Source organism: Spirillospora sp. NPDC049652, assembly GCF_040675125.1.
Taxonomy (GTDB): domain Bacteria; phylum Actinomycetota; class Actinomycetes; order Streptosporangiales; family Streptosporangiaceae; genus Spirillospora.
The window spans coordinates 1-23,855 of sequence record NZ_JBFAOF010000025.1; the positions used below are offsets into that span (position 1 = coordinate 1).

General features: G+C 70.5%; 26 protein-coding genes. 14 read left to right on the top strand and 12 right to left on the bottom strand.

The annotated features are described in order from the left end of the window. On the top strand, window positions 1-852 hold an 852-nt coding region (locus AB0J52_RS03670), incomplete at its 5' end, for a DUF885 domain-containing protein (protein ID WP_500180003.1). 258 nt (window positions 853-1,110) lie between these two features. Here the strand turns inward: AB0J52_RS03670 and AB0J52_RS03675 are convergent. Continuing rightward, on the bottom strand, window positions 1,111-1,329 hold the full coding sequence (locus tag AB0J52_RS03675) for a hypothetical protein (protein WP_500180004.1): 219 nt from the start codon (window positions 1,327-1,329) through the stop codon (window positions 1,111-1,113). Window positions 1,330-1,358: 29 nt separating this feature from the next. Here AB0J52_RS03675 and AB0J52_RS03680 point away from each other — a divergent pair, with 29 nt between their 5' ends. Beyond that, the gene (locus AB0J52_RS03680) at window positions 1,359-1,550 is read left to right on the top strand and encodes a hypothetical protein (protein WP_500180005.1); all 192 of its coding nucleotides are present in this window, start codon (window positions 1,359-1,361) and stop codon (window positions 1,548-1,550) included. A gap of 53 nt (window positions 1,551-1,603) precedes the next feature. On the opposite strand, the gene AB0J52_RS03685 is transcribed toward AB0J52_RS03680, so the two are convergent. Beyond that, window positions 1,604-3,190, bottom strand: a complete 1,587-nt coding sequence (locus AB0J52_RS03685; protein ID WP_500180027.1) for an ABC-F family ATP-binding cassette domain-containing protein — start codon at window positions 3,188-3,190, stop codon at window positions 1,604-1,606. Between the two features lie 74 nt (window positions 3,191-3,264). Here AB0J52_RS03685 and AB0J52_RS03690 point away from each other — a divergent pair, with 74 nt between their 5' ends. Then, the gene (locus tag AB0J52_RS03690; RefSeq protein WP_500180006.1) at window positions 3,265-3,969 is read left to right on the top strand and encodes a TetR/AcrR family transcriptional regulator; all 705 of its coding nucleotides are present in this window, start codon (window positions 3,265-3,267) and stop codon (window positions 3,967-3,969) included. Between the two features lie 966 nt (window positions 3,970-4,935). Here the strand turns inward: AB0J52_RS03690 and AB0J52_RS03695 are convergent. Then, window positions 4,936-5,967 carry a helix-turn-helix transcriptional regulator gene (locus tag AB0J52_RS03695; RefSeq protein WP_500180007.1) on the bottom strand — a complete coding sequence of 344 codons (1,032 nt, stop codon included), beginning with the start codon at window positions 5,965-5,967 and terminating at the stop codon, window positions 4,936-4,938. Window positions 5,968-6,106: 139 nt separating this feature from the next. Here AB0J52_RS03695 and AB0J52_RS03700 point away from each other — a divergent pair, with 139 nt between their 5' ends. Further along, window positions 6,107-6,814, top strand: coding sequence for an NIPSNAP family protein (locus tag AB0J52_RS03700; RefSeq protein ID WP_500180008.1), 708 nt, complete (start codon window positions 6,107-6,109; stop codon window positions 6,812-6,814). A 143-nt stretch (window positions 6,815-6,957) separates the two neighbouring features. On the opposite strand, the gene AB0J52_RS03705 is transcribed toward AB0J52_RS03700, so the two are convergent. The 3 genes from AB0J52_RS03705 to AB0J52_RS03715 all read right to left on the bottom strand — a co-directional run bounded on the left by AB0J52_RS03705 (window position 6,958) and on the right by AB0J52_RS03715 (window position 9,650). Then, on the bottom strand, window positions 6,958-7,869 hold the full coding sequence (locus AB0J52_RS03705) for an alpha/beta fold hydrolase (protein WP_500180009.1): 912 nt from the start codon (window positions 7,867-7,869) through the stop codon (window positions 6,958-6,960). A 464-nt stretch (window positions 7,870-8,333) separates the two neighbouring features. Then, complete coding sequence (locus tag AB0J52_RS03710; RefSeq protein ID WP_500180010.1) at window positions 8,334-8,969, bottom strand: LysE family translocator; 636 nt, start codon at window positions 8,967-8,969, stop codon at window positions 8,334-8,336. 300 nt (window positions 8,970-9,269) lie between these two features. Beyond that, window positions 9,270-9,650 carry a winged helix-turn-helix transcriptional regulator gene (locus AB0J52_RS03715; RefSeq protein ID WP_500180011.1) on the bottom strand — a complete coding sequence of 127 codons (381 nt, stop codon included), beginning with the start codon at window positions 9,648-9,650 and terminating at the stop codon, window positions 9,270-9,272. An 82-nt stretch (window positions 9,651-9,732) separates the two neighbouring features. Here AB0J52_RS03715 and AB0J52_RS03720 point away from each other — a divergent pair, with 82 nt between their 5' ends. Both AB0J52_RS03720 and AB0J52_RS03725 read left to right on the top strand, forming a co-directional pair. After that, on the top strand, window positions 9,733-10,167 hold the full coding sequence (locus AB0J52_RS03720) for a nuclear transport factor 2 family protein (RefSeq protein WP_500180012.1): 435 nt from the start codon (window positions 9,733-9,735) through the stop codon (window positions 10,165-10,167). Between the two features lie 161 nt (window positions 10,168-10,328). Next, entirely contained in the window at window positions 10,329-10,853 is a 525-nt protein-coding gene (locus AB0J52_RS03725; RefSeq protein WP_500180028.1) for a GNAT family N-acetyltransferase, read from the top strand. A 65-nt stretch (window positions 10,854-10,918) separates the two neighbouring features. On the opposite strand, the gene AB0J52_RS03730 is transcribed toward AB0J52_RS03725, so the two are convergent. Next, a complete protein-coding gene (locus AB0J52_RS03730) occupies window positions 10,919-11,134 on the bottom strand; it encodes a hypothetical protein (RefSeq protein WP_500180013.1) in 216 nt (71 codons plus the stop codon). A gap of 216 nt (window positions 11,135-11,350) precedes the next feature. Here AB0J52_RS03730 and AB0J52_RS03735 point away from each other — a divergent pair, with 216 nt between their 5' ends. Together AB0J52_RS03735 and AB0J52_RS03740 are read left to right on the top strand one after the other, a co-directional pair. Then, a complete protein-coding gene (locus tag AB0J52_RS03735) occupies window positions 11,351-11,812 on the top strand; it encodes a GNAT family N-acetyltransferase (protein WP_500180014.1) in 462 nt (153 codons plus the stop codon). A 112-nt stretch (window positions 11,813-11,924) separates the two neighbouring features. Then, window positions 11,925-12,920 carry an ankyrin repeat domain-containing protein gene (locus AB0J52_RS03740; RefSeq protein WP_500180015.1) on the top strand — a complete coding sequence of 332 codons (996 nt, stop codon included), beginning with the start codon at window positions 11,925-11,927 and terminating at the stop codon, window positions 12,918-12,920. A gap of 336 nt (window positions 12,921-13,256) precedes the next feature. On the opposite strand, the gene AB0J52_RS03745 is transcribed toward AB0J52_RS03740, so the two are convergent. Next, complete coding sequence (locus AB0J52_RS03745) at window positions 13,257-13,982, bottom strand: DUF6245 family protein (RefSeq protein ID WP_500180016.1); 726 nt, start codon at window positions 13,980-13,982, stop codon at window positions 13,257-13,259. A gap of 375 nt (window positions 13,983-14,357) precedes the next feature. Here AB0J52_RS03745 and AB0J52_RS03750 point away from each other — a divergent pair, with 375 nt between their 5' ends. Continuing rightward, window positions 14,358-14,936 (top strand): hypothetical protein, encoded by a 579-nt coding sequence (locus AB0J52_RS03750; protein WP_500180017.1) that lies wholly within the window; start codon window positions 14,358-14,360, stop codon window positions 14,934-14,936. Between the two features lie 48 nt (window positions 14,937-14,984). On the opposite strand, the gene AB0J52_RS03755 is transcribed toward AB0J52_RS03750, so the two are convergent. Beyond that, on the bottom strand, window positions 14,985-15,560 hold the full coding sequence (locus tag AB0J52_RS03755) for a hypothetical protein (protein ID WP_500180018.1): 576 nt from the start codon (window positions 15,558-15,560) through the stop codon (window positions 14,985-14,987). A gap of 210 nt (window positions 15,561-15,770) precedes the next feature. Then, window positions 15,771-16,067, bottom strand: coding sequence for a hypothetical protein (locus AB0J52_RS03760; RefSeq protein WP_500180019.1), 297 nt, complete (start codon window positions 16,065-16,067; stop codon window positions 15,771-15,773). Window positions 16,068-16,294: 227 nt separating this feature from the next. Here AB0J52_RS03760 and AB0J52_RS03765 point away from each other — a divergent pair, with 227 nt between their 5' ends. Both AB0J52_RS03765 and AB0J52_RS03770 read left to right on the top strand, forming a co-directional pair. Next, the gene (locus AB0J52_RS03765; protein WP_500180020.1) at window positions 16,295-17,410 is read left to right on the top strand and encodes an MFS transporter; all 1,116 of its coding nucleotides are present in this window, start codon (window positions 16,295-16,297) and stop codon (window positions 17,408-17,410) included. Between the two features lie 393 nt (window positions 17,411-17,803). After that, on the top strand, window positions 17,804-19,036 hold the full coding sequence (locus AB0J52_RS03770; protein ID WP_500180021.1) for a chymotrypsin family serine protease: 1,233 nt from the start codon (window positions 17,804-17,806) through the stop codon (window positions 19,034-19,036). Between the two features lie 8 nt (window positions 19,037-19,044). Here AB0J52_RS03770 and AB0J52_RS03775 read toward each other — a convergent pair whose 3' ends face one another. Beyond that, window positions 19,045-20,091, bottom strand: a complete 1,047-nt coding sequence (locus AB0J52_RS03775; RefSeq protein ID WP_500180022.1) for a hypothetical protein — start codon at window positions 20,089-20,091, stop codon at window positions 19,045-19,047. Window positions 20,092-20,334: 243 nt separating this feature from the next. Here AB0J52_RS03775 and AB0J52_RS03780 point away from each other — a divergent pair, with 243 nt between their 5' ends. After that, window positions 20,335-21,213, top strand: a complete 879-nt coding sequence (locus AB0J52_RS03780; protein ID WP_500180023.1) for a GNAT family N-acetyltransferase — start codon at window positions 20,335-20,337, stop codon at window positions 21,211-21,213. A 123-nt stretch (window positions 21,214-21,336) separates the two neighbouring features. On the opposite strand, the gene AB0J52_RS03785 is transcribed toward AB0J52_RS03780, so the two are convergent. After that, the gene (locus AB0J52_RS03785; RefSeq protein ID WP_500180024.1) at window positions 21,337-22,242 is read right to left on the bottom strand and encodes an MBL fold metallo-hydrolase; all 906 of its coding nucleotides are present in this window, start codon (window positions 22,240-22,242) and stop codon (window positions 21,337-21,339) included. A 136-nt stretch (window positions 22,243-22,378) separates the two neighbouring features. Here AB0J52_RS03785 and AB0J52_RS03790 point away from each other — a divergent pair, with 136 nt between their 5' ends. Continuing rightward, on the top strand, window positions 22,379-22,807 hold the full coding sequence (locus AB0J52_RS03790) for a MarR family winged helix-turn-helix transcriptional regulator (protein WP_500180025.1): 429 nt from the start codon (window positions 22,379-22,381) through the stop codon (window positions 22,805-22,807). A 119-nt stretch (window positions 22,808-22,926) separates the two neighbouring features. Then, on the top strand, window positions 22,927-23,855 hold a 929-nt coding region (locus AB0J52_RS03795; RefSeq protein WP_500180026.1), incomplete at its 3' end, for a tyrosine-type recombinase/integrase.

Here is a 23,855-nt window from a genome sequence, read left to right on the forward strand (position 1 = left end):
GCCGAGGTCATCGCCGCCCTCGACACCGACCCCGCCCACCGCGTCACCGGCGCCGAGGCGTTCCGCCGCCACCTCCAGGACCTCGCCGACCAGGCCATCGACGACCTCCAGGGCACCCACTTCACCATCCCCGAACCGCTCCGCACCGTCGACTGCCGCATCCCCCCCGTCCCCTCCGGCATCTACTACCTCGCCCCCGCCGAAGACCTCTCCCGCCCCGGCACCGTCTGGTGGACCGTCCCCGGCCCCGACGCCGACATGATCACCTGGACCGTTCCGGCGACCATGTACCACGAAGGCGTCCCCGGCCACCACCTCCAACTCGGCGCCACCACCCTCAACACCACCACCCTCAACCGCTTCCAGCGCACTTCCAGCGAACTCCACCCCGGCCACTGCGAAGGCTGGGGCCTGTACGCCGAACGCCTCATGGACGAACTCGGCTACTACCGCACCCCCGCCCACCGCCTCGGCATGCTCGCCGGCGGCCAGCAACTCCGCGCCGCCCGCGTCGTCCTCGACATCGGCCTGCACCTCCAACTGCCCATCCCCACCGGCACCGGCTTCCACGAAGGCGAACGCTGGACCCCCGACCTCGGCCGCGCCTTCCTCACCCTCCACGGCGGCGCCATGACCCCCGCCGAAGTCGCCTACGAGATCGACCGCTACCTCGGCCGCCCCGGCCAGGCCATCGCCTACAAACTGGGGGAGCGGATCTGGCTCGACGCCCGCGACACCGCCCGCCGCCGCGACGGCGCCGCCTTCGACCTCAAGGCCTTCCACCAGCACGCCCTCGACCTCGGCCCCATGGGCCTGGACCGCCTCCGCGCCGAACTCACCCACCCCGCCTGACCCACCTGCCCAGTCGCCCGTCCGGACCCCGGCAGGCGGCTCGGCCCCGCCCCACTCCCACCATCACCCCGGCGTGCCCCCGTCACCGGCCCGATGGGGGAGTGGACCCTCTACAGTCGCCGTCCCGCGTACCCGCCGTCGCGATGCGACCGGCCGGCACGCGGGACGGCGACCCGCGCCGCCACCGAGTACTCACGCGTCCGGGAAAAGCGCGGCCTTCATTCAGCAGAGAACGCGCTCAACCGGACGCTGAGGCGGTCAGATCGTCGAGTTGTAGGCGTACATCCGATCCGGGATGGTGTCGGCGATCTGCTGGTTGGGGCCGATGGTCGCGATCACGTAAGCGCCCACATTGCACGCACTGGCCCGGTACAGGACGACCTTGTATCCGGTCTTGTTGACGACACTCCGGGGCGCGGCGTACCCCGACGCCTGCGCGTACCGGCAGTTCCCCCAGGTCGGCGGACCGACGCCCACCCGGGCGCGCCACCGAACACGAAGCCGTCGTGCATCCCGAAATCGACCTCCCTGAACCCCCGCGCCTCTGGATGGGCATGCAGCGCGCGCACAGCAGCGGGGGAGGGCTCGTCCGGACCAGGTACCGGCCAGGACGGATACGCCTGCGCCGGGGCGGCGTCCAGGGCCGCGTCCACCGACCTCAACAGCTCGGGATCGTCCTCGTCCTGCTCGAGAGGTGAGCTCGAAGCCGTGCGCGGCCGAACCGGCGGGGAGAGGGGCGACAGCTCGGATCTCACGCGTCCGCCTTCACCTGCCAGGTCGGGGTGGAGCGGAGACCGACGGTGCCATCCTGCTCGAACAGCAGATAACGGTCGAAGTCCTCAGCGAACCAGCGGTCATGCGTCACCGCCAGAACGGTGCCCTGATAGGCGGTCAAGCCGTCCTGAAGAGCCTGCGCACTGGCGAGATCGAGATTGTCGGTCGGCTCGTCCAACAGGAGCAGCGTGCAACCCGACAACTCCAGCAGCAGGATCTGCAACCGCGCCTGCTGCCCGCCCGACAAAGTGTGGAAAGGCTGACGCCGCGTGGACGCCAGCTCATACCGGGCCAACGCCCGCATCGCGTCGTTCAGGGTCATCCCGAAGTCGGCCGTGATGATCTCGTCCGGGCTGCGGTCCCGCAGATCAGGCCGGGCATGCGTCTGGACGAAATGACCCGGCACCACACGAGCCCCGAGCCGCGCCACACCCCGGTGGGAAACCGACGGGGGATCGGCCAGCAACTTCAGGAACTGCGACTTACCCGACCCGTTGGCACCGAGAACGGCAATGCGCTCGCCATACCAGACCTCCAGATCGAGCGACTCGGTCAGCCCGGCGACCTCCAGCCGCTCACAGATCACGGCACGCTTCCCCGTGCGTCCACCACGCAACCGAACCCGGATGTTCTGATCGCGCGGCGGCGGCTCCGGCGGCCCCGCCTCCTCGAAACGGGCCAGACGAGTGCGAGCGGCCTGATAGGACGAGGCCACGGCGTCGTTGGCGGCCGCCCGCCGACGCAGCGAATCGACCACGCCGCGCAACCGGGCATGCTCCTCATCCCAGCGGCGACGCCGCTCGTCCAGACGCGCGGCCCGGTCACGGCGCGCGGCCGGATACCCGGCGAAACCCCCGCCGTGCACCCAGACCGTGCCGGACTCGACGGTGATGATCCGATCGGCGACGTCCGCGAGCAGGCGACGGTCATGCGAGACCAGCAGCAACGTCTTGGTGGTGCTCCGCAGCCGCTCCTCCAGCCACTGCTTACCCGGAATGTCCAGGTAGTTGTCGGGCTCGTCGAGCAGCAGCACCTCATCCGGCCCACGGAGCAGCGCCTCCAACAGAAGCCGCTTCTGCTCACCCCCGGACAGCGTGCCCGCCGGCCGGTCACGGACCTCCTCGTACGGCAGACCGAGCGCCACGGTCGTACACGCGTCCCACACGACCTGGAGGTCATAGCCGCCCGCATCCGCGAAATCACTGATGGCCTGCGCGTAGGCGAGCTGACTGGCAGCAGTCTCGGTCAGCTCAGCCTCGGCCCGCACCAGAGCGTCGGTCGCCGCCCTCACCTCCGGCGGCGCGACCGACAGCAGCAGTTGATGGACGGTCCGGTCCTGCGGAGCGAACTGGTGCATCACCCCGAGACCGCCCGTGCTCGCGACCGTCCCCGCCGAGGGGGCCAGATCCCCGGCGATGAGCCTGAGCAGGGTCGTCTTGCCGCCACCGTTCGGCCCGACCAGGGCAGCCTTCGCGCCCTGCCCGACACGGAAGGACACCTCCCGCAGCAAAGGCCGTCCATCGGGCAGCGCGTAGGCCAGGTCGCTCACATCGATGTGCCCCACAGCCACCCTCCAGAACACTGGTCGCATCACCGGATCAATGATCCGGTCCTCGCTCACCGTACTAGAGTGACGGCATGGGAACGAGCCGAGCGGGCGACATCTGGCTGAGACAACCGACCAAGCGGAGGGAGACACCGCCACTGTCACGCGAACGCATCGTCACCGAAGCGATCGCACTCCTGGACGAAGAAGGCGCCGACCGGCTCACCATGCGACGACTCGCCGAACGACTCGGCACCGGCTCGACCACCCTCTACTGGCACCTCGACACCAAAGACGACGTCCTCGACCTGGCCCTCGACACGGTGTTCGCCGAAGCCGAGATACCGGCGGAAACCGACGACTGGCACGCCGACACCACCGCGATGATCGAACGCTGGCGCGCCGTGATGCTCCGGCACCCGTGGAGCGCCACCCTGATGGGCCGACCGATGCTCGGCCCGAACGTCCTCGCACGCACAGAGTTCCTCCACGCCGCACTGCGCCGCGCCGGACTCACCGGCGCACCACTGACCGCCGCCGCCTACGGACTGTCACACTTCGTGACCGGCGCGGCGATCAGCCAGCTGTCCTGGCACGGAAGGGACGAGACGTCCACCCGCGCCGCCGCCGACAAACTCCTCGCAGCCCAGCGCGACGCGTACCCGGCACTGGCCGCGCACGGACACCCCAGCGACAACGACTGGGACGACGCGTTTCACCGCGGCCTCGGATACCTCATCGACGGAATCCGCGCGAACATCAACGAACAGCAGCTTCCAGAGCCGCCCCGCCCCTGATCAGCCGGGCGCACAAGCGGCACCGACCAGCCGGCGGGCCTCGCAGGCCGAGCAGGTGGTGGGGGAGCGGCCCCGCTGACGAGGGCGAACGTCGAGTCGCCGAGTAGCCCACGGAACGTCGCCGTGAACGAGCATTGCCGGGGGAGAGGCGCTACACGGGACCGCCTCCCGTGGACTGCCTCCTGGGCGGGTTCGACGCGCATCGCGTTCACCGCGACGACCAGCAGACGACAGGGCAGCCGCAGGACCCGCGCCATCAATCGCGGCGCTCACCGGCGCGACACGGCGTGACACCTCGCCAGCGGTGGAGACACCCGGACGGCTGGTGGAGGTGCGGGCCCCGCCAGTTGGCGGGGCGCGGACCGGAAAAGCGGTTCCGAGGAAGGAGGGGGCGGACGACAGACGGGAGCCTCCCTCCATCCAGCCAACTTGACATAATGTGCATTATCGACCAACCGCGAGACCAGCAGGAAGAGGGGTGAAACGGGACAGTCGACGTTCGACAACGCGCCCACGCTGTCCCGGCTCGAGCCGACGCAGACGGTGCCGACTGCGTCGGCGGCGACGGGGTGCTGCTGCACGTCGCTCGCCGCCGCGCCGAGGCTGGTCAGCGCCCGTCGATCAGCGCTCGGACGCCGCGGTGGCCTGCGGGCTCGGGTCGAAGTCACGCGTGTCCTGGCGACGTGTGCCCTTGCCGGCACCCCTCGCGCCACAAGGGCCAGGAGCACCCCGACCGCTCTCCCACCGCCAAGACGTCCGTCGTCGGCGCAGGCGCGTTGATCAACTCGGCTGGCGGAACGCTCGCCAGGGACAGGAAGTTGATCAACCTGAGGAAGGTGAGTGGGACGGGTGCATCTCAGGCACTCTCGGATCACCGCAAAACACCCTAAAGACTGCTGTACCGGACAGAAGGGGGATTCTGTCTGGTTAGTCGCGATGATGTTGCGGGCTATCGGGTGGCCCAGTTCATTCGATGTCGCTGGTGTCCGAGGTTGTGACCTGGGCAGATGCAAGGCCGGGTGAGGTTGATCCGTAGGCTCGGGCGAGGACGGCCACTGTGTCGGCCATGGCTTGGCGTAGTTCGGGCGGCGCGACGACCTCGACGTCGATGCCGAGGCGCAGCAACTCGCCGCACGCGTGCGACGTGCTCTCGGTCGGGATGACCGCCTCGACCCATCCCCTCTCCCCTACGGCGGTCGCGGTGAGGTCGACCGCCCGCACCACCTCCGCGGGGACGTTGTCGGGCAGGCGTCGGCGTCCTTGTGGGGACAGGCGGACGGTGGCCGTGCCGGTGTAGCGGCGTGCCTGGAAATCGTCGAGGTAGGAGGTCCAGTACTCCCCCAGGTCGAAGTCGTGTGGTCGTTCGAACCGTTCGTCGGTCAGCACCGCGTCGAGGACTTGGGTCACCTTGTAGGTCGCGGGCCGGTTGTTGGCGGCGGCCACGAGGTACCAGACGCCTGATTTGAGTACCAGGCCGTAGGGGCGGAGGCGACGGCGCACCTCTTGGGGCGCGCGCCAGCGGCGGTAGTGCACGTCCACGGCGCGCTGGGTGGCGACCGCGTCGACGAACAGGGGCAGGTGCGGTGTCTGTTCGGGTTCGCGGTACCAGCCGGGGGCGTCCAGGTGGAAGACGGCCGCGGTCCGCGTGGCTTCTTCGCGTAGTCCTGTGGGGAGGGCGGCGAGCAGTTTCAGTCGTGCGGCTGTGACTTCGTCCGCGAGTCCGAGGTCGGCGGCGGGGCCGGGTAGTCCGGCGAAGAACAGTGCTCGGGCTTCGCGTTCGCTCATTCCGGTCAGGCGGGTGCGGTAGCCGTCGACGAGCTGGTAGCCGCCTCCGCGGCCTGGTTCCGCGTACAGGGGGACGCCGACGGCTTGCAGGCGTGCCACGTCGCGGTATGCGGTCCGCACGGAGACGCCGAGTTCGTCGGCGAGTTCTCGTGCGGACATGCGGCCGCGTGATTGCAGCAGGAGCAGTACCGACAGGAGTCGACCGGCGGACATGTGCTTATTTTCTCGGAAACCCTGACAGGACCTGGCACACCGCTCCCCTACCGTCGGTTCGCGCCCGGCTCCGACCGAACGAGCCGGGAACCTGCGGAAGAGAACTGAACAGGAGCCTGCTGTGTCCCCTACCCCTGCCGTGGTCGAGCTTCGTCAGTACACGTTGCGGTCTGGTCGGCGTGACGAGCTCATCGAGTTGTTCGACCGGGAGTTCGTGGAGACTCAGGAGGAGGTCGGGATGCTCGTGCTCGGCCAGTTCCGGGATCTCGACGATCCGGAGCGGTTCGTCTGGTTGCGTGGCTTCCGGGACATGGAGGTGCGGCGCGAGGCGCTGGCGGCCTTCTATGGCGGGCCTGTCTGGGCCGAGCACGGCGCGCGGGCCAATGCGACGATGGTCGATTCTGACGATGTGCTTCTGCTGCGTCCTCTGTCGGACGGACGTGGTTTGGCCGTCTCGCCGTCCGAGCGGTCCCGGGTTGGTGCTCCGGCACCGGATCGGTTCGTGGCGGCCACGGTGTGGTCTTTCCCTCCCGGACGGCATGACGGCATCGAACTGATCCGGGACGGTCTTGTTCCTGCGCTGCGGAAGACGGGACCGGTGCCGCTCGCCGTCCTCGCCACCGAGACGGCGCACAACACTTTTCCGAGGTTGCCGGTGCGCGTTGGGGAGAACGTCGCGGTGGTTTTGAGCTCGTACCGTGATGAGGGTGCTTACCGGCGGCATCTCGCTGATGTGCTGGCTCATCCTCGGGTGCAGGACGAGGTGTTGCCGGGCATCGAGCGAGAGCAGGTAGCGGCCCCGCAGGTGTTGCGGTTGGCGCCCACGGGCCGTTCGCTCATTTCCTGACCTGCGCCGTAGCCCTGGCTCTCGGTTGCGGTCTGGGCGCGGGTTCGGGTGGCGTGCCGCCGGGATGTGTCTCGGCCTGGCGGCACGCCACCGCGATCGCTGGTGCTGGTGAGGCTGCTCGGCGCGGTCGGTGGCTCTGGCGCTCATCCCCCGTTCTTGCCGGTGACCTGGGTGGCGACCCGCTGGATGGCCTTGAGGGCGACGTCCGGCTGGTCAACGTAGATGTAGTGTCCGCTGCTGGCAGCCGTGCTCAGCTTGCTGCGGCTCGACAGTGCGAGCCACTTGCGCTGGCCGTCGGACCACGCCTGCTCCAGCCGCGGGCCGTACTGGGGCAGGGCGCTCAGGTAGGGCTTCCCGTGCTTGATCACTTCCACGGGGATGTCTCCGGCGGAACGCACCGGTCCGTCGGTGATGACGAGCTTCTCGGGGTTCTGTCCTTGGAGCATCGCCGTGTTCTGGGCGCGCATCTCCCCCGCCGGGCCTGGGGCGGACTCGGGGATCGTCCGGGTGATGTCGCCGCCCATGGTGGGGGGCGTGGCGTCCATGAGGACCAGGCCCTTCACCTTGCCGTGGTGGTCGGGCCCGTACCGTGCGGCGATGAGTCCGCCGAGTGAGTGTCCGGCGAGGACGACCGGTGCGTCTCCGGCGACGCGTTCGAGCACGCCGGTCAGGGTCTTTCCGGCGCTGGTGAAGTCCTGCGGACGGTCGGGTTGGGCGCTGGCGCCTTCGCCGAGGCGGTCGTAGGAGCAGACGCGGTGGTTCTTGCTGAGGGTTTTCTGGAGGGCGGCCATCTTGCCGAGTCCGTCTCCGGCTCCGAGCATGAGGACGATCACTGGCGCGCCCTTCGCCGACTGGCCCGAGCAGGAGGCGTTGACCGATTTTCCGTCGACGTCGAGTTTCCCTACGCCGGGGAAGATGTCGACTTTGGACTTGGGGGTGCCGGAGGCGAGGGGGTCCCAGTTGTCCAGGGAGTCGCCGTTGCAGCCCGTCAGTCCCGCGCCGGCGATGGCGATGCCCAGTGCGGCGAGGGCGGTGGTTCGGGTTCTGCGGAACATGGTGGCCTCCGGGAAGAGAGAAGCCGCCGGCGGCTCGCTCGGCGGCGTCACGGGAGCGTGGCCAGGCATCGCGGCCACAACGGAGAACGCTAGGGAATCGCGGTCGTACGAATCGTCACCGTTCAGTGGACATTCGGGGGTAGCTCCCACGGGGGACATGGCGCGGGGCCGGGTTGATGGTTCGGGTGTCTGCCGCGTGGTGGAGCTTGTCGGGGTGCTGCCCGGTGCCGCGCCTCTCCCCCACCGGGAGGCGGCTCATTGGCCGGGGGGGGGCTTCGCAGGCTAGGTGATGCGAGACAACCGGTTCCGCGTCGCTCCCCCGCGCCGCCTCACACTGGAGGAGGTGAAGTCCGGGCGTGAGGCGGCTTAGGGGTTGGTCGGCTTCTTGGGCGCGCGGTGTCCGGGGGACGGCTTGATGGCGTGGGCCGGCGGCGGCGCGTCCGATGCCGATGCGGAGGGGGTGGTCAGCGTTCGATGGCCAGGCGGACGCCGAGGCCAATGAAGATGCCGCCGGTGGCGGTGTCGATGCGGCGGCGGGCGGTGCGGCGTCGGCGCAGCCAGCCGCCGATCCGTCCGGCGGTGACGCCGACCAGGCCGTCCACCAGGAACTCCATGGCGATCAGGATCGCGCCGAGGATCGCGAACTGTGCGCCGACGTGGCCGCGGGCCGGGTCCACGAACTGGGGCAGGAACGCGATGGTGAAGGTGACCATCTTGGGGTTGAGCAGGTTGGTGAGCAGGCCGTTGAGGTAGGCGCGGCGTGCGGAAATGCCGGTGGCGGTGATGGTGTCGTCCGCGTCGGGGACGCCCTTGCGGTGGCGGAGGGTCTGCACGCCCAGGTAGATCAGGTAGGCGGCGCCGAGGATCCGGACGACGGCGAACGCGGTGGGGACGGCGGCGAACAGGGCCGCGAGGCCGGCTGCGGCGACCGCGACGTGGATCGCTTCGCTGGTCGCGACTCCGGCGGTGGCCAGCAGTCCGGCGCGTGGGCCGCCGCGCATTCCGCATCCGAGGATGAACAGCATGTCGGGGCCGGGGGTGATCATCGCGACCAGTGTCGTGAGGAAGAACGCCGCCATGAGGTGTTCGTTGATGGGCATCCTTGGATCATGATCTTTCGCCGTTCCCGGCACATCCGTGTTTCGGATGCTGGGATCTTCCCGGTTCGCACGGCCGTTTCCTGGCCGGCGTCTTTCCCGGGGCGGTGTTCGCAGGCGTCCAGGCAGCCATCGTCACGGCGGTGTTGGCCTCAGAACCAAAGCGGCCGTCGCTCATCGTGAGGCCCGGTAGCGACGGCACGAGTTGCGTCTGACCTGCAATATCGCGATTTCTTTCCAGGTCAGGGCTGGTCGCTGTCGGCAGGGATCGCATCGACGCGGGGTTCTCGCGCCGGACTGTCGTCAGTCGTTGTGGGCGCGGTCGTAGGCGGCCTGGGCGGCAGCGACCGCGCTGCCGTGTCGCTTGGCCCAGTCAGTGAGCTCGAGCAGCGACCTGTGGAGCTCTTGGGCCATGTCCGTCAGGGTGTACTCGACCTTGGGCGGAACAACCGGATGGACGGTGCGCACGAGCAGGCCGTCCCGCTCCAGTTTGCGCAGCTTGAGGGTGAGCATGCGCCTGCTGATCCCCTTGATCGAGCGTTCCAACTCGGTGAACCGGACCGGACCTTGCGCGGCGGCCACCAGGATGCCGATGCTCCACTTCCCGGAGACGTGGTCCAGGACCTCCGACACCGGGCACGCCTCGCTGGCCAGGACTGACACATCGATGTGACGCTGAGACATGAATGTGCCTTCTTCCGCCGGTCCTGACAGTTACCGATCATGTACTTCGTATCAAATCGTGCACCAACCGGGAGGCGGCTCGATGCTTCAGGAACTCACGGACCGCGCGGCGATCGTGGACGCCGTCATCGCGTACGCGACGGCCCTGGATACCAGGGACTGGGAGAAGCTGGGCGGGCTGTTCACCGAGGACGCTTGCTGGGAGTACAGCGGTTCGGGAGAACGGCTCTTGGGGCCTGACGCGATCGTCACCAGGATGAGGACCAGCTTGGATCGGCTCGACGCCACCCATCACCTGAACGGCAACCATGTCGCCGCGGTGCACGGCGATGAGGCCGAGCACACGTGCTACTACCAAGCCCAGCATGTTCGCCATGGCCTGTCCGGTGGCGAGAAGTTCCTTGCCGGGGGTCTCTACGAGGACCGGCTGCGCCGCACTCCGGACGGCTGGCGGTTCACGCACCGAAGGATCACCAGCGTCTGGAGTGAGGGGAACCTCGCTGTGATCGCGTCCTAACGGCAGGCCAAGATCGAGGGGCTGGTCGCGGCGTCGCTGTCGGGGCCGCTCCCCGGCATCTACGATCCGGACGGGCTGGGCGCGATGCTGTTCGCCTCGCAGCGGTGCTCCAAGCCGCGGCTGCCGACCTGTGGTTTCACGATGGAGAGTTGAGCGTGTCCATGACACTTCCCGAAGCCGTCATCCGTCCCGCAGTTCCGGCGGACTTGGACGCCGTGGGCGAGATCTTCGCGTACTACGTCTCCCAAACAGTGATCACCTTCGCGGAGGTCCCGCCGGCCGTCGCCGATTGGCGGCTCCGGCTGGACGATCTCGCCGGTCGGGGTCTGCCCTTTCTGGTCGCCGAGGTGAACGGTGAGGTGGTCGGCTACGCCTACGCGGGTCCCTGGCGTCCCCAGCCGGCCTATCGGCACAGCGTCGAGGAGTCGATCTATCTGGCCCCCGGCTGGACCGGGCGAGGGTTGGGCAGTGCCCTTCTCGGCGCTTTGGTGGACCGGTGCGCGCAGGCGGGCCTGCGCCAGATGGTCGCGGTCATCGCGGACACCGGAAGCGACGCCTCCACGGCGTTGCACAAGCGTTTCGGCTTCACCCACGCGGGCCGGCTGACCGGCGTCGGGTACAAGCACGGCCGCTGGATCGACACGGTGCTCATGCAGCGCACTCTCGACACAGGCCAGCAGGGATGAACTGCAACGCGCGATGCGCTCCGGCCTCCGCGCCGCCGGGACCAGGCCGGGACTGAAGCTTGCCTTCAGGGGCGAGGTGCGCGGTGTAGGGCGGACCAGGTTCCCCAGCCTGATTCCGCTTCGAGCCCGTGCCAGTGTCCGGGGAGCGCGGCGGCGGTTGGGGCCGTGGGCAAGTAGAGAGGGCCGTCCGAGCCGAGTTGGTTGATCCAGAGCAGGACACCCTCGGGCGTCAGGACGCGGGCGATCTCGTGCGGGAACAGCAGCATGTCGATCGCGACCACGACGGCAACGGTTCGGTCGGCGACAGGAAGGGCGGCGGCGTCGGCGCGGATGCAGGCGGGTGAGCCAGGGCCTGGACAACCCGCGAGACGCGGGCAGATGCTCCGACCTTCCCCGCCCAGCGGAATTGAGAGGTCATGGTCTTGATTCTGGCGGAGAAGGGTCCTCCCGGCTCAGGAAAGCACCAGCCCCGGCGGCTGGTGGGGGCAGAATGAGGCATGGTCACGATCCGACCACCTCACGACGACAACGACGCACTCTATGACCTGCGGTGTGCCCTGGACACCGAAACCACCTTCATGCTCGCCGAGCCGGGCGAGCGCCTCGGGAGCCGGCGCCGACTGTCCTTCCAGCGGGTCGCCGACGCCGATGGGATGCTCGTCGGCGTCATCGACGTCCACGTTCTCCCCTGGCGCCGGGTCGAAGGGCGTGGGCATGTCGTCCTCGGCGTCCGCGCCTCGCATCACCGGCAAGGGATAGGCCGGGCGCTGCTGCAGGCCGCCATCGACGAAGCCCGCCGCCGCACGATGGTGCGGCTGGAGCTGACCACGATGGTTCACAACCACGCCGCGATCGCTCTCTATCAGTCGTGCGGTTTCGAACGCGAAGGGCTTCGCCGCGCATCCGTCGTCATCGACGGCACGCCGGTCGACGAGATCTACATGGGCCTTGTGCTGTGATCCCTCATCATCCGATCACCTCCGCTACGGTTCCTACGCATCCGCCCGCTTGTGGCGCGGATCGTGGATGCCGTCCCGGACGTTCTCCGATCGACATGAGGAACAATCACCCGTGCCCGACCACACGAACAGCCTTTCCCCGCGCATCGTGGAGCAGATCGAGCGGCTCCACGGGCGCATCCGCGACGATTTCGAACCGCGGCAACGGGTCGTCATGACGCCCGCAGGGGAGCATCCGGTTCCGCCGTCCGTCCAGGCCGTGCTGGCCGTGGTCTGGCCCGCCGGGCAACGCCTGCGGACCAAGAACGAATTCGAGTGGGAGGTCGATCTCTACAGCGGGGAGGGAGCGGAGACCGAGCCCGGACTCGTGGCCGAGGACCGCGCCTGGTACACGATCGGCGTGGACGAGGGGCAGTGGTACCTGCTCGTCGATCTGGCCGAGGCCGCGACGACGACCGAGGTGCCGACCTACCGGGTCGACCATGAGGGGCACCAGCCGGTGCCGGCGGGCGTCCCGCTCGCCGCCAGGCTCGCGGACCTGCGGCGATCGACCTCCGCCATCGAGTTCGGACGGGCCTGCGCCTGGGGCGACGTGGAGCGCGTACGGGCGGCGTTGGAGAGCGGTGTCGGGACGGGGCCCTTGGAGCGGACCGGCCTCACGCCCCTGCACCTGGCCACCTTCTCCGGATCCGCCGAAACCGTGCGCCTGCTCCTGGCCACCGGAGCCGATCCGAACGCGGCGATCATCGAGGAGGTCTCGGGGCTCGACACGTGGTCGATCTATTTCGAGCCGTACCGCGGCCGCCGGACCGAATTCGATCCGCTAGTGGACATGGCGCTCTACGAGCGTGAGACGCCCCTGCACTCGGCGCTGCGGAAGCTCGGCATCGACTACGTCGCGGGCCTGCGCGCGTCGTTGCCGGACATGGTCGGAATGATGCTGACCGGAGGCGCCGATCCGACCCTGCATAACGATGAGGACTACAGTCCCGCGGACATCGCCTTCAGCAAGACGTTCAGCACGCCGGAAGCCGATTCGCTGGAAATACACGAATGCCTTCAGCTGCTGTACGACGCCGGAGCCGAACTCGACGCGTACGCGGACTGAGCTTCTACCTTGGTATCCCCGGCCGGAGGGCTTCGTGGACCAGCGGGACCACGCGTCCGGCGTCGCGCAGCCCGGCTGCACGAGCGTCGTCGGGGTGGTGGTCACGCTCGGCCTCTCCCATGGCGCGGATACGGACAGGATGAGCCCGGCGGCTGAGGGCCCGGCAGGTCCGCCGTGCCTTCTGGAGCGAACAGCTCGCTGGGCACCAAACGGAACACCCGCTCCAGCGCCGGGGTGCGGATCTTGCCACACCCGCCCACACCTTCTGGGCCCGTCGACTTGGGGGCAGACCACGTAAGCCGGAAGGAGGCGGCCGGGTGCCGCGATGCCCTGGGATCAGCTCTGGCCGAACGCGCCGGTGACGTTGTCGAGCATGTCCAGCAGGATGTCCAGATTGGCGGCCGCGTCGTCGAGGCGGGCGCGAGCGAGGCGCAACCGGTCGCGCTGGTCGTACACCTCGGCCAGCAGTTCCTGCGTGCAGGCGGCCGCGTCGCCTCCGGCCAGGTGGCCGGTGACGCGCCGGCCGACCGAGAACGCGCCGAGCATGCCCTGCAGTGCGTCGGCGGCGTGCGCGGCGGCGACCGAGACCGGCCCGTTCTCGCGGTGCGAGGCCACCTCGCGGACCGGCAGCGCGGCGCGCAGCACCTGCCAGCGCGCGAACTCCATCACCTTGCCGGAATCGGACTCGCCGGTGGCCGGGGCCAGCACCCCACGGGTGCGCTCCTGCTCACGGCGCGCGGCGATGGACAGCCGCCCGTTGGCGCCCGCCAGCTGCTCGGCAGCCCGGGCGTTCATCTGTGCGGCACCCAGCAGCGCGTTGGCCAGCAGCACCCGATAGGCGTCGGCGTGACCGAACGCCTTCGCCAGCCGCTCGGTCTCTGCGGTGTGCTCGGCAGGCGTCCCGGCGCGCCGCTGTAGGAACCGAGCGCGGCCAGCGCCGCCGCCAACTGCGTTGCGTCGGCGGGAGCATCGGGGCCTCCGTCGCCGTTGCCCGGCTGGCCGGTGTCGTCGCTCACAACCGATCACCGTAGGTGACCCGCCCCGGGCCCTACCGCCGAACACCGATACCGGTCATCCCCGACCGCCCCGTCGCCCCCTTCCGGCGTACTTCTGCCCCTGGTCTGGTGGCGAGCGCGGCCGCCAGGCCGGCGCGCGTGAGCCGGACAGCGTGGGCGGGGTAGCGGCAGGGCGATGAGGACAGGGCGCGAACCGTCTCGCGGCCGCAAGGTGGTCATGGCGTCGAGCCTGACGGCCGGGCGGCGGGCCCCCGCCACGGCCCCACCGGTCGAGAGCCGGTCTGGGTGACGTACTCGGCGGCTTAAGGCGCGCCCTGGACTCGGTGTTGCGTGTCGTTGCCGCTCCCTCGGCGGTGGGCCTTGGATGCTGGGGTCCATGGGGAAGCGGAAGGCCCGCGAGCGAGCCGCACGGCGTCAGAGCATGAACGCCCAGTACCGGGTGGCGCTGGGGCTGAATGAAGGTGCAGCGTTGCCTTCACGGATCGGTACCGGCGCGGCGACCAGCGCTGCAGCCGGCAGTTCCTCCGCCTCCGGGGCCACATCCAAGCGGGCCGCCTCGGCGCGGCGGGCACCCGGTGACGGCCGCGCCGACAAGCGGACCGTGGAGCAGCTGGGCTTGACCGGCCAGCAGGTTCGCCTGGTGGCCTGCCCGCGATGCCTGGCCAAGCCCGACGCCCCCTGCCGCGACAGCAAAGGTCGCGTCTACGGGCGCGGGCACGCCGAGCGTCACCGCGCCGCCGCACACCACCCGCGGGTCCGCCGCCAGATGCCCAGGAACCGGCGGCCGGACCCGGTCCCGACACCGCGAGCACCGATGTCAGAGCAGAACCGGGCGCAGTATCTTGCCGAGCAGCAACGGCGCAGCGCCGCCACCGGGGCGCCCACCTCGACCGGGCGAGGCTTGGACCCGATGGCCGACGCGTTCGCGGTCCGCCGCGGCAAGGTCGTCGACAACGGCGACGGCCTACCGCGGCAAATGCCCTCGAAGTTCACCCCCTGACCACACCGTCGGCCGCGGTGAAGTCATCGCAGACTGCGGGCGTGTCCGTCACTTGTTTGGGCGGCGAAGTCGTTCGTCGGTGAGGTCGAAGCACAGACCGGTGATCGGCGCGCCCCAGTACTGCAACAGGCTGTCCAGGACATGGTGGCGGGTGTCGGGGTCCATGGGCCGTGCTGCTCGTGTCGCGGCGGGGAATCCGCCCTGGTGGAGCGCGTTGACCAGGGCGGGGAGTGCGCCGCCGGACGTCGCGGCTACCAAGAGGGCTGTGGGAGACGGTACGCCGGGGGTGGCGGGGCTGGGGAGTCCGCCGCTGGTGTTCCTGGCCGCGTATTCGCAGGCGCCCAGGAGGTGCACCATGTGGATGGGGCCGTCCCGGTCGTCGTCGGCTATCTCCCGCATCCGGTCGGTGACGTCGCCGTCGAGGATTCCGAGATAGGTGGCGAGGAGTCTGGCCAGGGGGGCCGGGTCGATGTCGTACATGCTCATGATGCGGCGATCTTCGGGTTCTCCGCCGAAGTCAGTTGAGTCGACCCACTGCAGGTCTCCGATCAGTCCTGGGATTCCAGGGGTGCGGCGAGTCTTGATCTGGTCGTGGATGCTGTCGCTCTGGGGAGAGTCGGCCATGGCCGCTACCCTTCCCAAGCCTCAGGCCGGGCTCACCGTCACGGCCGATACCGGCGGGATCTGCGAGAACCCAGACCGGATGGGCGGTTCGGCTGATAGAACCCCCACGCCGTCGGAGCATCGGCATCAGTCAGCGCCAGGCGGATCGACCGGGTGAACGAGGCGTCACCGGTCCCGTGAGGTCGTCGGTCGAACGGGGACCGTCGCCGTTCAGCGTGTGGAGCGACGCTTCCCGTCGCGGCGGACGGCCGCCGCCTGGTCGGCCACCGAGGATAGCTCCGGCGAGAGGTCGCGGCCGCGGATCGTGCCGGGCCGGGCGGGGACCCGCTCGTCCACCAGCAGCACGCCGGTCAGCCCCGCGGCGGCATACCGCTCGCGCAGGTAGTCCAGGTCGGCGTCGTCCAGGTCGGTGACGCGGCTGGACAAGCGCACCTGCCCCGGGGCCGCGCCGAGCGCGGCGGTCGCCTCCAGGAAGTCCGCGAGGACCTGGTCGATGTGGTCCCGCACGGAACGGCCCTCGCGGAGCACCGATTTCGAAGCTATGCCCGTGAGCCTGGCATCCGCTCGTGCCTGCGCGCCGGTCCCGGTGTGATTGTTCCGCAAGGCCCGTGTCGACCCTGGTTCTGTGTCTGAACCCAGGAGGGAGTGCCGGAAGGTGATGACGGCTTACAGCACCGCGCTCGGCGGCGGGCGTATCGGGGATCTGTGCGGTCGGCGGTGTCCTGCTGGTGGGGATGGCGGGGTTCGCGGTGGCGTCGCTGGGGTGCGGGCTGGCGCAGGACGCGGTGGTGCTGGTGGCGGGGCGCGTGCTCTGGACTGTGCGCAGCGCTGATCGCTCCGACGGCGTTGGCGTTGCTCGCGACGTCGTTTCCCGACGGGGTGGAGCGGGCGCGGGCGATGAGCGGGTTCGGGATCGCGACCGCGTGCTGGGGTTCGTGGGTGGTTTGGTGCTGAGCGGGCCGCTGGTGGAAGGGTTCGGTTGGCGCGGGGTGTTCTTTGTGACGGTGCCGGTCGGGCTGGTGATGGCGGTGCTGGTCACCTCCGCCGTGGGGGCGCTGGTGGCGGCGCCGGCTCTGGGCGGGGACGCGGGATGGGGGTCGTCCCGGTGTCTGGGGGCGCTGGGCGCGGATGTGGTCCTTCTGGCGGTGTTCCTGGCGGTGGAGGGGCGGCACCGGGAGCCGCTGGTGCGGTCCGGGTTGTTCCGGTCGGGGACGCTGCGGGCGGCGAATCTGGTGTCATTCGCGTCGGGGACGATGTCGGGTGGGGCGTATCTGCTGGTCACTTTGTGTCTGCAGGAGGTGGAGGGGCTCGGGCCTGTGCGGGCGGGGCCGGTGGTCGCGCCGGTCGGGTTGCTGAACCTGGCGCTCGGGACCGTCCTCAGCCGGTTGGTGGTGCGGGTGGGGTTGCGGGTGGCGGTGAGTGGCGCGGCGGTGTCGGCGAGGCTGCTGCTCGCGGTCGTTTGCGCGCCGGATGACGCCGGGGCGGGACGTGGTGGTGTTCGGTGCCGTGCTGCTGCCGTTCTGGATGGCGATGCTGGCGACCACGCTCGCGGCGACGTCCGGCGTCACCGATCACGAGCAGGGTTGGCGGGCGGGGTGCGGCAGACGTCGTTCCAGCTCGGGGTCGCGCTCGGTGTGGCTGGCCTGGTGTCGTTCGCTGCGTGGGCGCACTGCTGGCCTCGAGCCGGGCGGTGCGCGCGGGGCGGTGCATGCGGTGGCGTTCGTGATGGTCAAGGGCTACGGCGCATCGGAGGCGGAAGCGGGGGCGCACTCCTCGGAAACGACGGGGCAAGAAGTTTTGCTGGTGGGGAGGGCGGGGCGGTGTTTCCGGCGGCCGAATGCGGTCATTAGCCGGATCCGGTCGGCCATGATGGAGCGCGCGAGTGAATGGAGTGAAGGCCTATGGGCTGGAATTCATTCGCCGAAGCATGTCTGCGATTCGGGAACGGCGAAATGTGGGACGGAAGCGCCGTCCCTCGAATAATAGCTGCTTGACCTGCGGAAACGTGATGATGGGGAGGCTGCTTGGTGCCACTCGGGAGGTGGCCGTCTCGCTGTGGGCGAGGTCGGACGCCGCGTCGGTGCGGTTTTTCTGAGATGGGACGAGCGTACGCGGTGGCGGTCTCCTGGCAAGCCCGGCGTCCATGTTCGGACAATGCCATTCGCCTGCTCGTCACGTATTGATATCGCCTTTCAGTCCATCAATACTCTCGCTTGGCCACACGGTCTACACGAGGGGAACGCATGGGGTACAAACGCGGCTCGACACGGTTCGTGGGGGTCCTGGGAGCGGCGGTGCTGAGCGTGGCGGTCGCGGGCTTGGCGCCCGCGGCCGCGGGGCAGGCGTCCGGCGGGGGCAAGGACGCTGTCGAGGCGGTTCCGTTCGGTCACATTCCCGCCGACGTCCGGCAGAAGATGCATGACCAGGTGCCGCTGAAGGAGGCCGCCTCGAAGATCACCTGGGCGGTCGAGAAGACGGGACGCGGCGGATTCGCGGGTATCGTCCTGCAGCCCAAGTCGGTCGAGGTGTGGTGGAAGGGCAAGCTGCCCGCCGCCGTGAGCAAGGCCGTCGGGGAGGCGCGCGGCAGGGCGGCGGTCGAGGTGAAACCCGCTCGCTACTCCCAGAACGAGCTCAGGGCGGCGGCCTCCGGCCTGCTGGCCGCGATGAGGAAGGACCCGGCGTATCCGATCAGCCAGGTCGCCGGCTCACTCACCGGAGACGGACTCGTCCTCACCACCAACAACAAGACCAAGGCGATCGCGGCCCAGGCCAAGACGGTGACCGGTGTCCCGGTGACCTATGTGGACGGCGGCGTCGCCAGCCTCGACGGCAGGTACGACGACTACGCGCCCTACTACGGGGGTGGCGCCATCCTCAATGACGACAACCATGCGCGGTGCACCGCGGGGTGGGCCGTCTCCGACGGTGGCGGGAAAAGCTACCTCCTGACCGCCGGTCACTGCGGCCGTACCGGAGGCGGCTGGCACAACGGGTCCTGGACGACGCCCGGGACCGGCCTGTGGGTCGGGACGGGCGCCCAGGAGAACGTCGGGCACGACCTGCTCCTCATCGGCGCCAGTTCGGCCGGGCGGATCTGGGACGGCAGTTCCGCGGGTGACTTCACCAAGGGCGTCGTCGGCTGGGACTGGGTCTACGCCAACGAGTGGATCTGCCAGTCCGGCTCGACCAGCGGCGCCGTGTGCGGGATCCAGAACACTTCCAACTTCACCTACGGCGGCTGGTACATCGACGCCTACGGCAACACCGAGTACTACTCCGACCTCATCGTCGCCACCCGGGTCGATGGCGGGCTGCCGAGCCAGGGTGGCGACAGCGGCGGACCGGTCTTCTCCCTCAGCGGCGACTACAACGTCGTGGCCAACGGGACGGTCACCGCTCACAACGGCTCCACGTTCTACTACCAGGACTTCGCCACGGCCTGGCGTGACTTCGGGATCTCCGCGAAGACGGGCTGAGCGAAGGGTCAGGCCCGCCCGCGGGTGACCGGGACGGGGGCGCCGTCGGCGTAGAGGAGGATCCGGCCGGCCAGCGGGCGGGCCAGGCGGATCTCGTAGACGGTCGTTCTCAACACGTCGGTGTCGAGGACACCGCACCCCGGGGCGGTCGCTTCGGCGGCCGGCCCGGGGTGCGCGACCGTCAGGCCGACCACCACCGCGGTCGCCGATTCGAGCACCGCCGGCCGGTGGACCTGTCGCGGAGCTCCCGGGCAGGCGGGTGGCGGCAACGGCATGCGGACGCTCAGCGTGGTGCCGACCGCGTCCGCCCGGGCGTCGGACGCCGAAGGTGAGGAACGCACCCGGCCCAACTTCCAGAACGCGTCCGGGGTGAGCGCCGGCCAGGCGAGCGAACCGCCGCGAGCGGTGTGGAAGATCCAGGACGGGACGCGGACACTCCCCCGGTCGGTCGGCATCGTCGCCGTCCCCAGCTCCGCACCCGTGATCTCGATCGGCCCCGCGGGCGAGGCCATACGGGTGGGTGCGGACATCGCAGCGAACGCGCTCCCGGCCGAAACCGCCCGGTAGGTCTGCCGGTGTCCTTCGGGAAGGTCGACCTTGATGCCGCGCGGGGTCGTGGACGGTAGTCGTCGCGGCGGCTTGAAACTGTGCGCCGCGAAGGCCGCTTTCTCCACCGCGTCCAGGGGGGTGACCACCTTCGGGAGGTCGCCGAGGACCACGAGCGGTCGCGGGGCGCGGTCGGCGGGAAAGGTCCGCCACCGCGCGAGCTGGGCGGCCGTTGGCGCGGGTGGCGAGAACCGGTCCTGTCGGGCGGGGACGACCGGGTCTGCGGAGGGTCCCGTGTCGTGCGGGGTCAAGGCCGCGACCAGGGTTGGTGTCAGCAGTAGGGCGGTGCCCGCGATGACGGTTCCTCCGGTCAGGGCGATCGCGGCTCGTGTGCGCTTGCGGGGATGTCCGGCTCGGACGTTCCGTCCGGTGGTCGTCTCGGGCCGCTCGGTGTGGCCGGTCTCCGACCTGCGCGGCTCCGGCGGCTCGTGGGCCGGTTCACGGGACATGTCGTGGCGCCGGTGCTCGTCGCATGGTTCCCACTCCGCATGAGGAGGCAAGAGTCCGGAACCTCCAGCTTACGACTCACGCCCTGAGACCACCTTCTCGTCGGGACGCGGGGTTGCCGGGTGGTGATGCCGTCCGGCACCGTGGCGTGGGTTTCGGACGTTTTCGGGGTGGACCCTCACGCGGGCCGGAATGTACGTGACGTCCGCCCTGTCCCTGCCGGATCATGAGGTCCCATGGACCGCGTGCGGATCAGACCCATGACACCGGACGACCTGCCCGCCGCCCAGCGCGCCTCCGCCACCATCTTCCTGGAGGCCGACCGGGCGGCCCGGCGCTGGGACGAACCGGAACCGCAGCCCCCCGACGAGGCGTCCGGCCGGAGCTGGATCGAGGGCATCGGCCACCACGTCGCGACCGACCCCGGCGGCTGCTGGGTCGCCGAGGCGGACGGCGGCGAGATCGTCGGCCTCGCGGTCGGCCAGAACCGGGGCGGCGTCTGGTACCTGGCCGTCTTCGGCGTCCTGCCGGGCCTGCAGGGGCAGGGCGTCGGCCGCCGGCTCCTCGACGCCGCCCTGGCCCACGCGGGTGACCGTCCCGGCCTGATCTCCTCGTCCCCGCACCCGGCCGCGACCCGCCGCTACCGCCTCGCGGGCTTCACCCTGCACCCGCTGATGGGCATGTCCGGACGCCTCGACCGCAGCGTCCTGCCCGCGGTCGGCGGCCTGCGCGAGGGACGCCCCGACGACTTCGCGTGGATGGACGCGCTGGACGCGACCCTGCGCGGCGGCCCCCACGGCGCCGACCATCCGCACATGCTGGAGCGCAGGCGGCTGATCGTCTCGTCCGCGCCCGGCGAGCGGCCCGGCTACGTCTACCTCGACAAGGACGAGGGGAACCCGATCCTGCTCGCCGCCGCGCAGGTCGAGACCGCCGAACGCCTCCTGTGGGAGGCCCTCGCGCACACCCGGGAGCAGGCGGTCATCGGGCACATCACGGCCGGGAACCCGTGGGCCGTCGACATCGGCCTGGCCGCCCGCCTCGACCTCCACCGGGACGGCTACCTCGCCCTGCGCGGCATCCCCGAACCGGCGCCCTACCTCGCGAGCGGACACCATCTTTAGAGTGCCTTCGATCCGCAGCGAGCCAACGGGCGGCGGGCCGGTGGTCTCAGGGGTGGCCGAAGAAGATCTCTCGTGCTTCGCGGAGCGCGTAGTAGACCGGTTGCGCAGGGTGTCGGTTGTGGTTCAGGTCGCGTCGCCGGCGGCGTCCAGGGGGCGCCAGGCGGGGCCGCGGCCGTCCCGCCGGACCTGTCCGAACACCACGTCGGCGAAGTGGACGCCGAAGCCGAGAGTGCCGGGCTCTTCCAACTCGGCGACCAGGCGGCGGCGGTGCCGGGCGGCCCCGGCGGGGTCGTGGTCGTAGACGCAGGACCAGTCGGGGTGGTCCACCTGGACCGGTGAGTGCAGGGAGTCGCCGAAGGCGATCAGGCGGGTCCCGCCCGCGGTGATGACGAACTCCGCGTGGCCCACGGTGTGGCCGGCGGTGATCCGGACCCGCACGCCCGGGAAGATCTCCTGCCCGTCGGCCATCGTGCGGACGCGCGGTGCGAGGGTGTCGAGGACCTCCCCGGGTGTGCCCTCGGCCTCCAGTCGCGCGCGCTGCGCCCATTCCGGTTCGGCCACCAGGTACTCGGCGGAGGTGAACGCGGGCCCGTCCTCGCCCGGGGCGCGGTGGGCGGCCCAGCCGAGGTGGTCGGGGTGCAGGTGGCTGAAGGCGACCGCTTCCAACTGCTCCGGGGTGCGGCCGAGTGCGGCGAGGTTGTCCAGGAGCGCGCCGCCGCGCAGGGCTCCGTTCGGTGTCCGCGGATCGGCGGGCAGCGAGTGGGGGCCGAGGCCGGTGTCGATCAGCAGGGCGCGGTCGCCGTGTTCGACCAGGAGGCCGCCGAGGCTCGCCACCAGGTATCCGGAGGCGTCCAGGTACTGCGGGTGGGTCGCCCAGAACTCGTCGGTGGAGTCGGGCAGCCAGGCGCCCGGCCGGCCCTGGATGACGCCGTCCGGCACGAAGGTCACCGTGGTGTCGCCGAGTTCGACCGAGCGGAGCCGCCCCGGCCGGCGCAGTCGTTCGTGCAGGTCATCCGCTGTCGTCACCATGGGGGTCGCTCCTTGTCGGTCGTTCGAGCCGGTGCGCCGCCGGTTCCCGCGGCGGCGACCACGCCACTGTAAGCATTAAGCTAGAAGTATTCAAGCTTTAAATATTGTGACTTGATGGACTTGCTAGGGTGGGGGCATGACGACACCCCCGCGGGCGCAGGCCGTCGCCGAACGAGAACTGTGCGGCCTGGTGAACGGGCTGGCCCACCAGATCGCCGACCACGTCCGCCGGCGGGCCGCGACCCTCGGCCTCACCGCCGCCCAGGCGACGGCGCTGCGGGAGATGACCGGGCCGATGACCATGCGCGAGCTCGCCGAACGCATGAGCTGCGAACCCTCCAACGCCACCTTCGTCATCGACCGGCTCGAGAAGCAGGGCCTGGTCGAACGCCGCGCGCATCCCACCGACCGCCGCGCCAAGCACCTGGTCCTCACCGCCGAGGGCACCGCCTCGCGCGAACGGCTCCTGGAACTCCTCGCCGAGGACTCACCCCTGGGCGCCCTCACCGCCGCACAGCAGCGCGCCCTGCAAGACCTGCTTCAGCGCACCGTCGTCCGCCCGTAGCGCGCCAGGCCCGCACGGAAGCGACCGCCCCTGCGGCGGCCTTGCGGCGGGCCTCGCTTCCCGCCGGTGCGAGCGGGTGGGACAGCGTGAGCACCGCGGGAGCGGGTAACGTCCGGCGGGTGCGACCCACGGATGTTCAGCGGCTGACGGTGGCGGAGGCGGTCGACCGCTACGCCGAGATGGTGCGGGCCAAATGCTCGACGGGAGCGCTGGCCCCCGCGACGGCGGAGGTGTACGCGCGGGACGTGCACACCTTCGCCGATCTCGCCGGACCCGAACGGATCCTGGACGACCTGACCGGCGAGGACGTCGACGAGGTGCTGCTGCGTTTCGCGCGCAAACCCGACGGGCGCCGCACCGCCACCGGACGCCGCTCCCCCGCCGCCGAGCCGGCCGCATCGGGAGCGGCGCCGGGCGCCGGGACGCGGGCGGCGGACGGCGCGGTGCGCGGCGGGGCCCTGCAGAGCGCGGCGTCGCAGGCGCGGTTCCGGCGGTCGGTGTCGGCGCTGTTCCGGCACGCGGTGGTCGCCGGATGGGTGCACCTGAACCCGATGGGCGCGGCGACGGTCCGCCCCAAGCACCGGGGCGGGCTGCGCGCCGAGCGGCGCGCGCTGACGGCCGAGCAGGCGGGCGGGCTCGTCGGCGCCGCCCGGGGCCTGGCCGACGCTCCCGGAGGCGTCCCGGGCGCCGCGGGGAGTGAGCGGACCCGCGCCGACCAGCGCACCGAGCTGCGCGACGCGCTCATCGTCCTGCTGCTGGCCGCCGTCGGCCCCCGCGTGTCGGAGCTGACCCGGGCCAACGCCGAGGACTTCTTCGTCAACGCCGGCGTGCGGTACTGGCGGATCTTCGGCAAGGGCGGCCGGACCCGGGACGTGCCGCTCCCCCAGCCGGTCGCCGAGGTCCTGGACGCCTACCTGGCGCAGGGGCGGGCGCTGCTGGACCGCGGCCGCGAACCGAAGGCGCTGCTGCTGTCGTGGCGGGGACGGCGCCTGGCGCGCGGCGACGTGCAGGCCGTGGTCGACCCGCGCCTGCACCCGGTCGATCACGG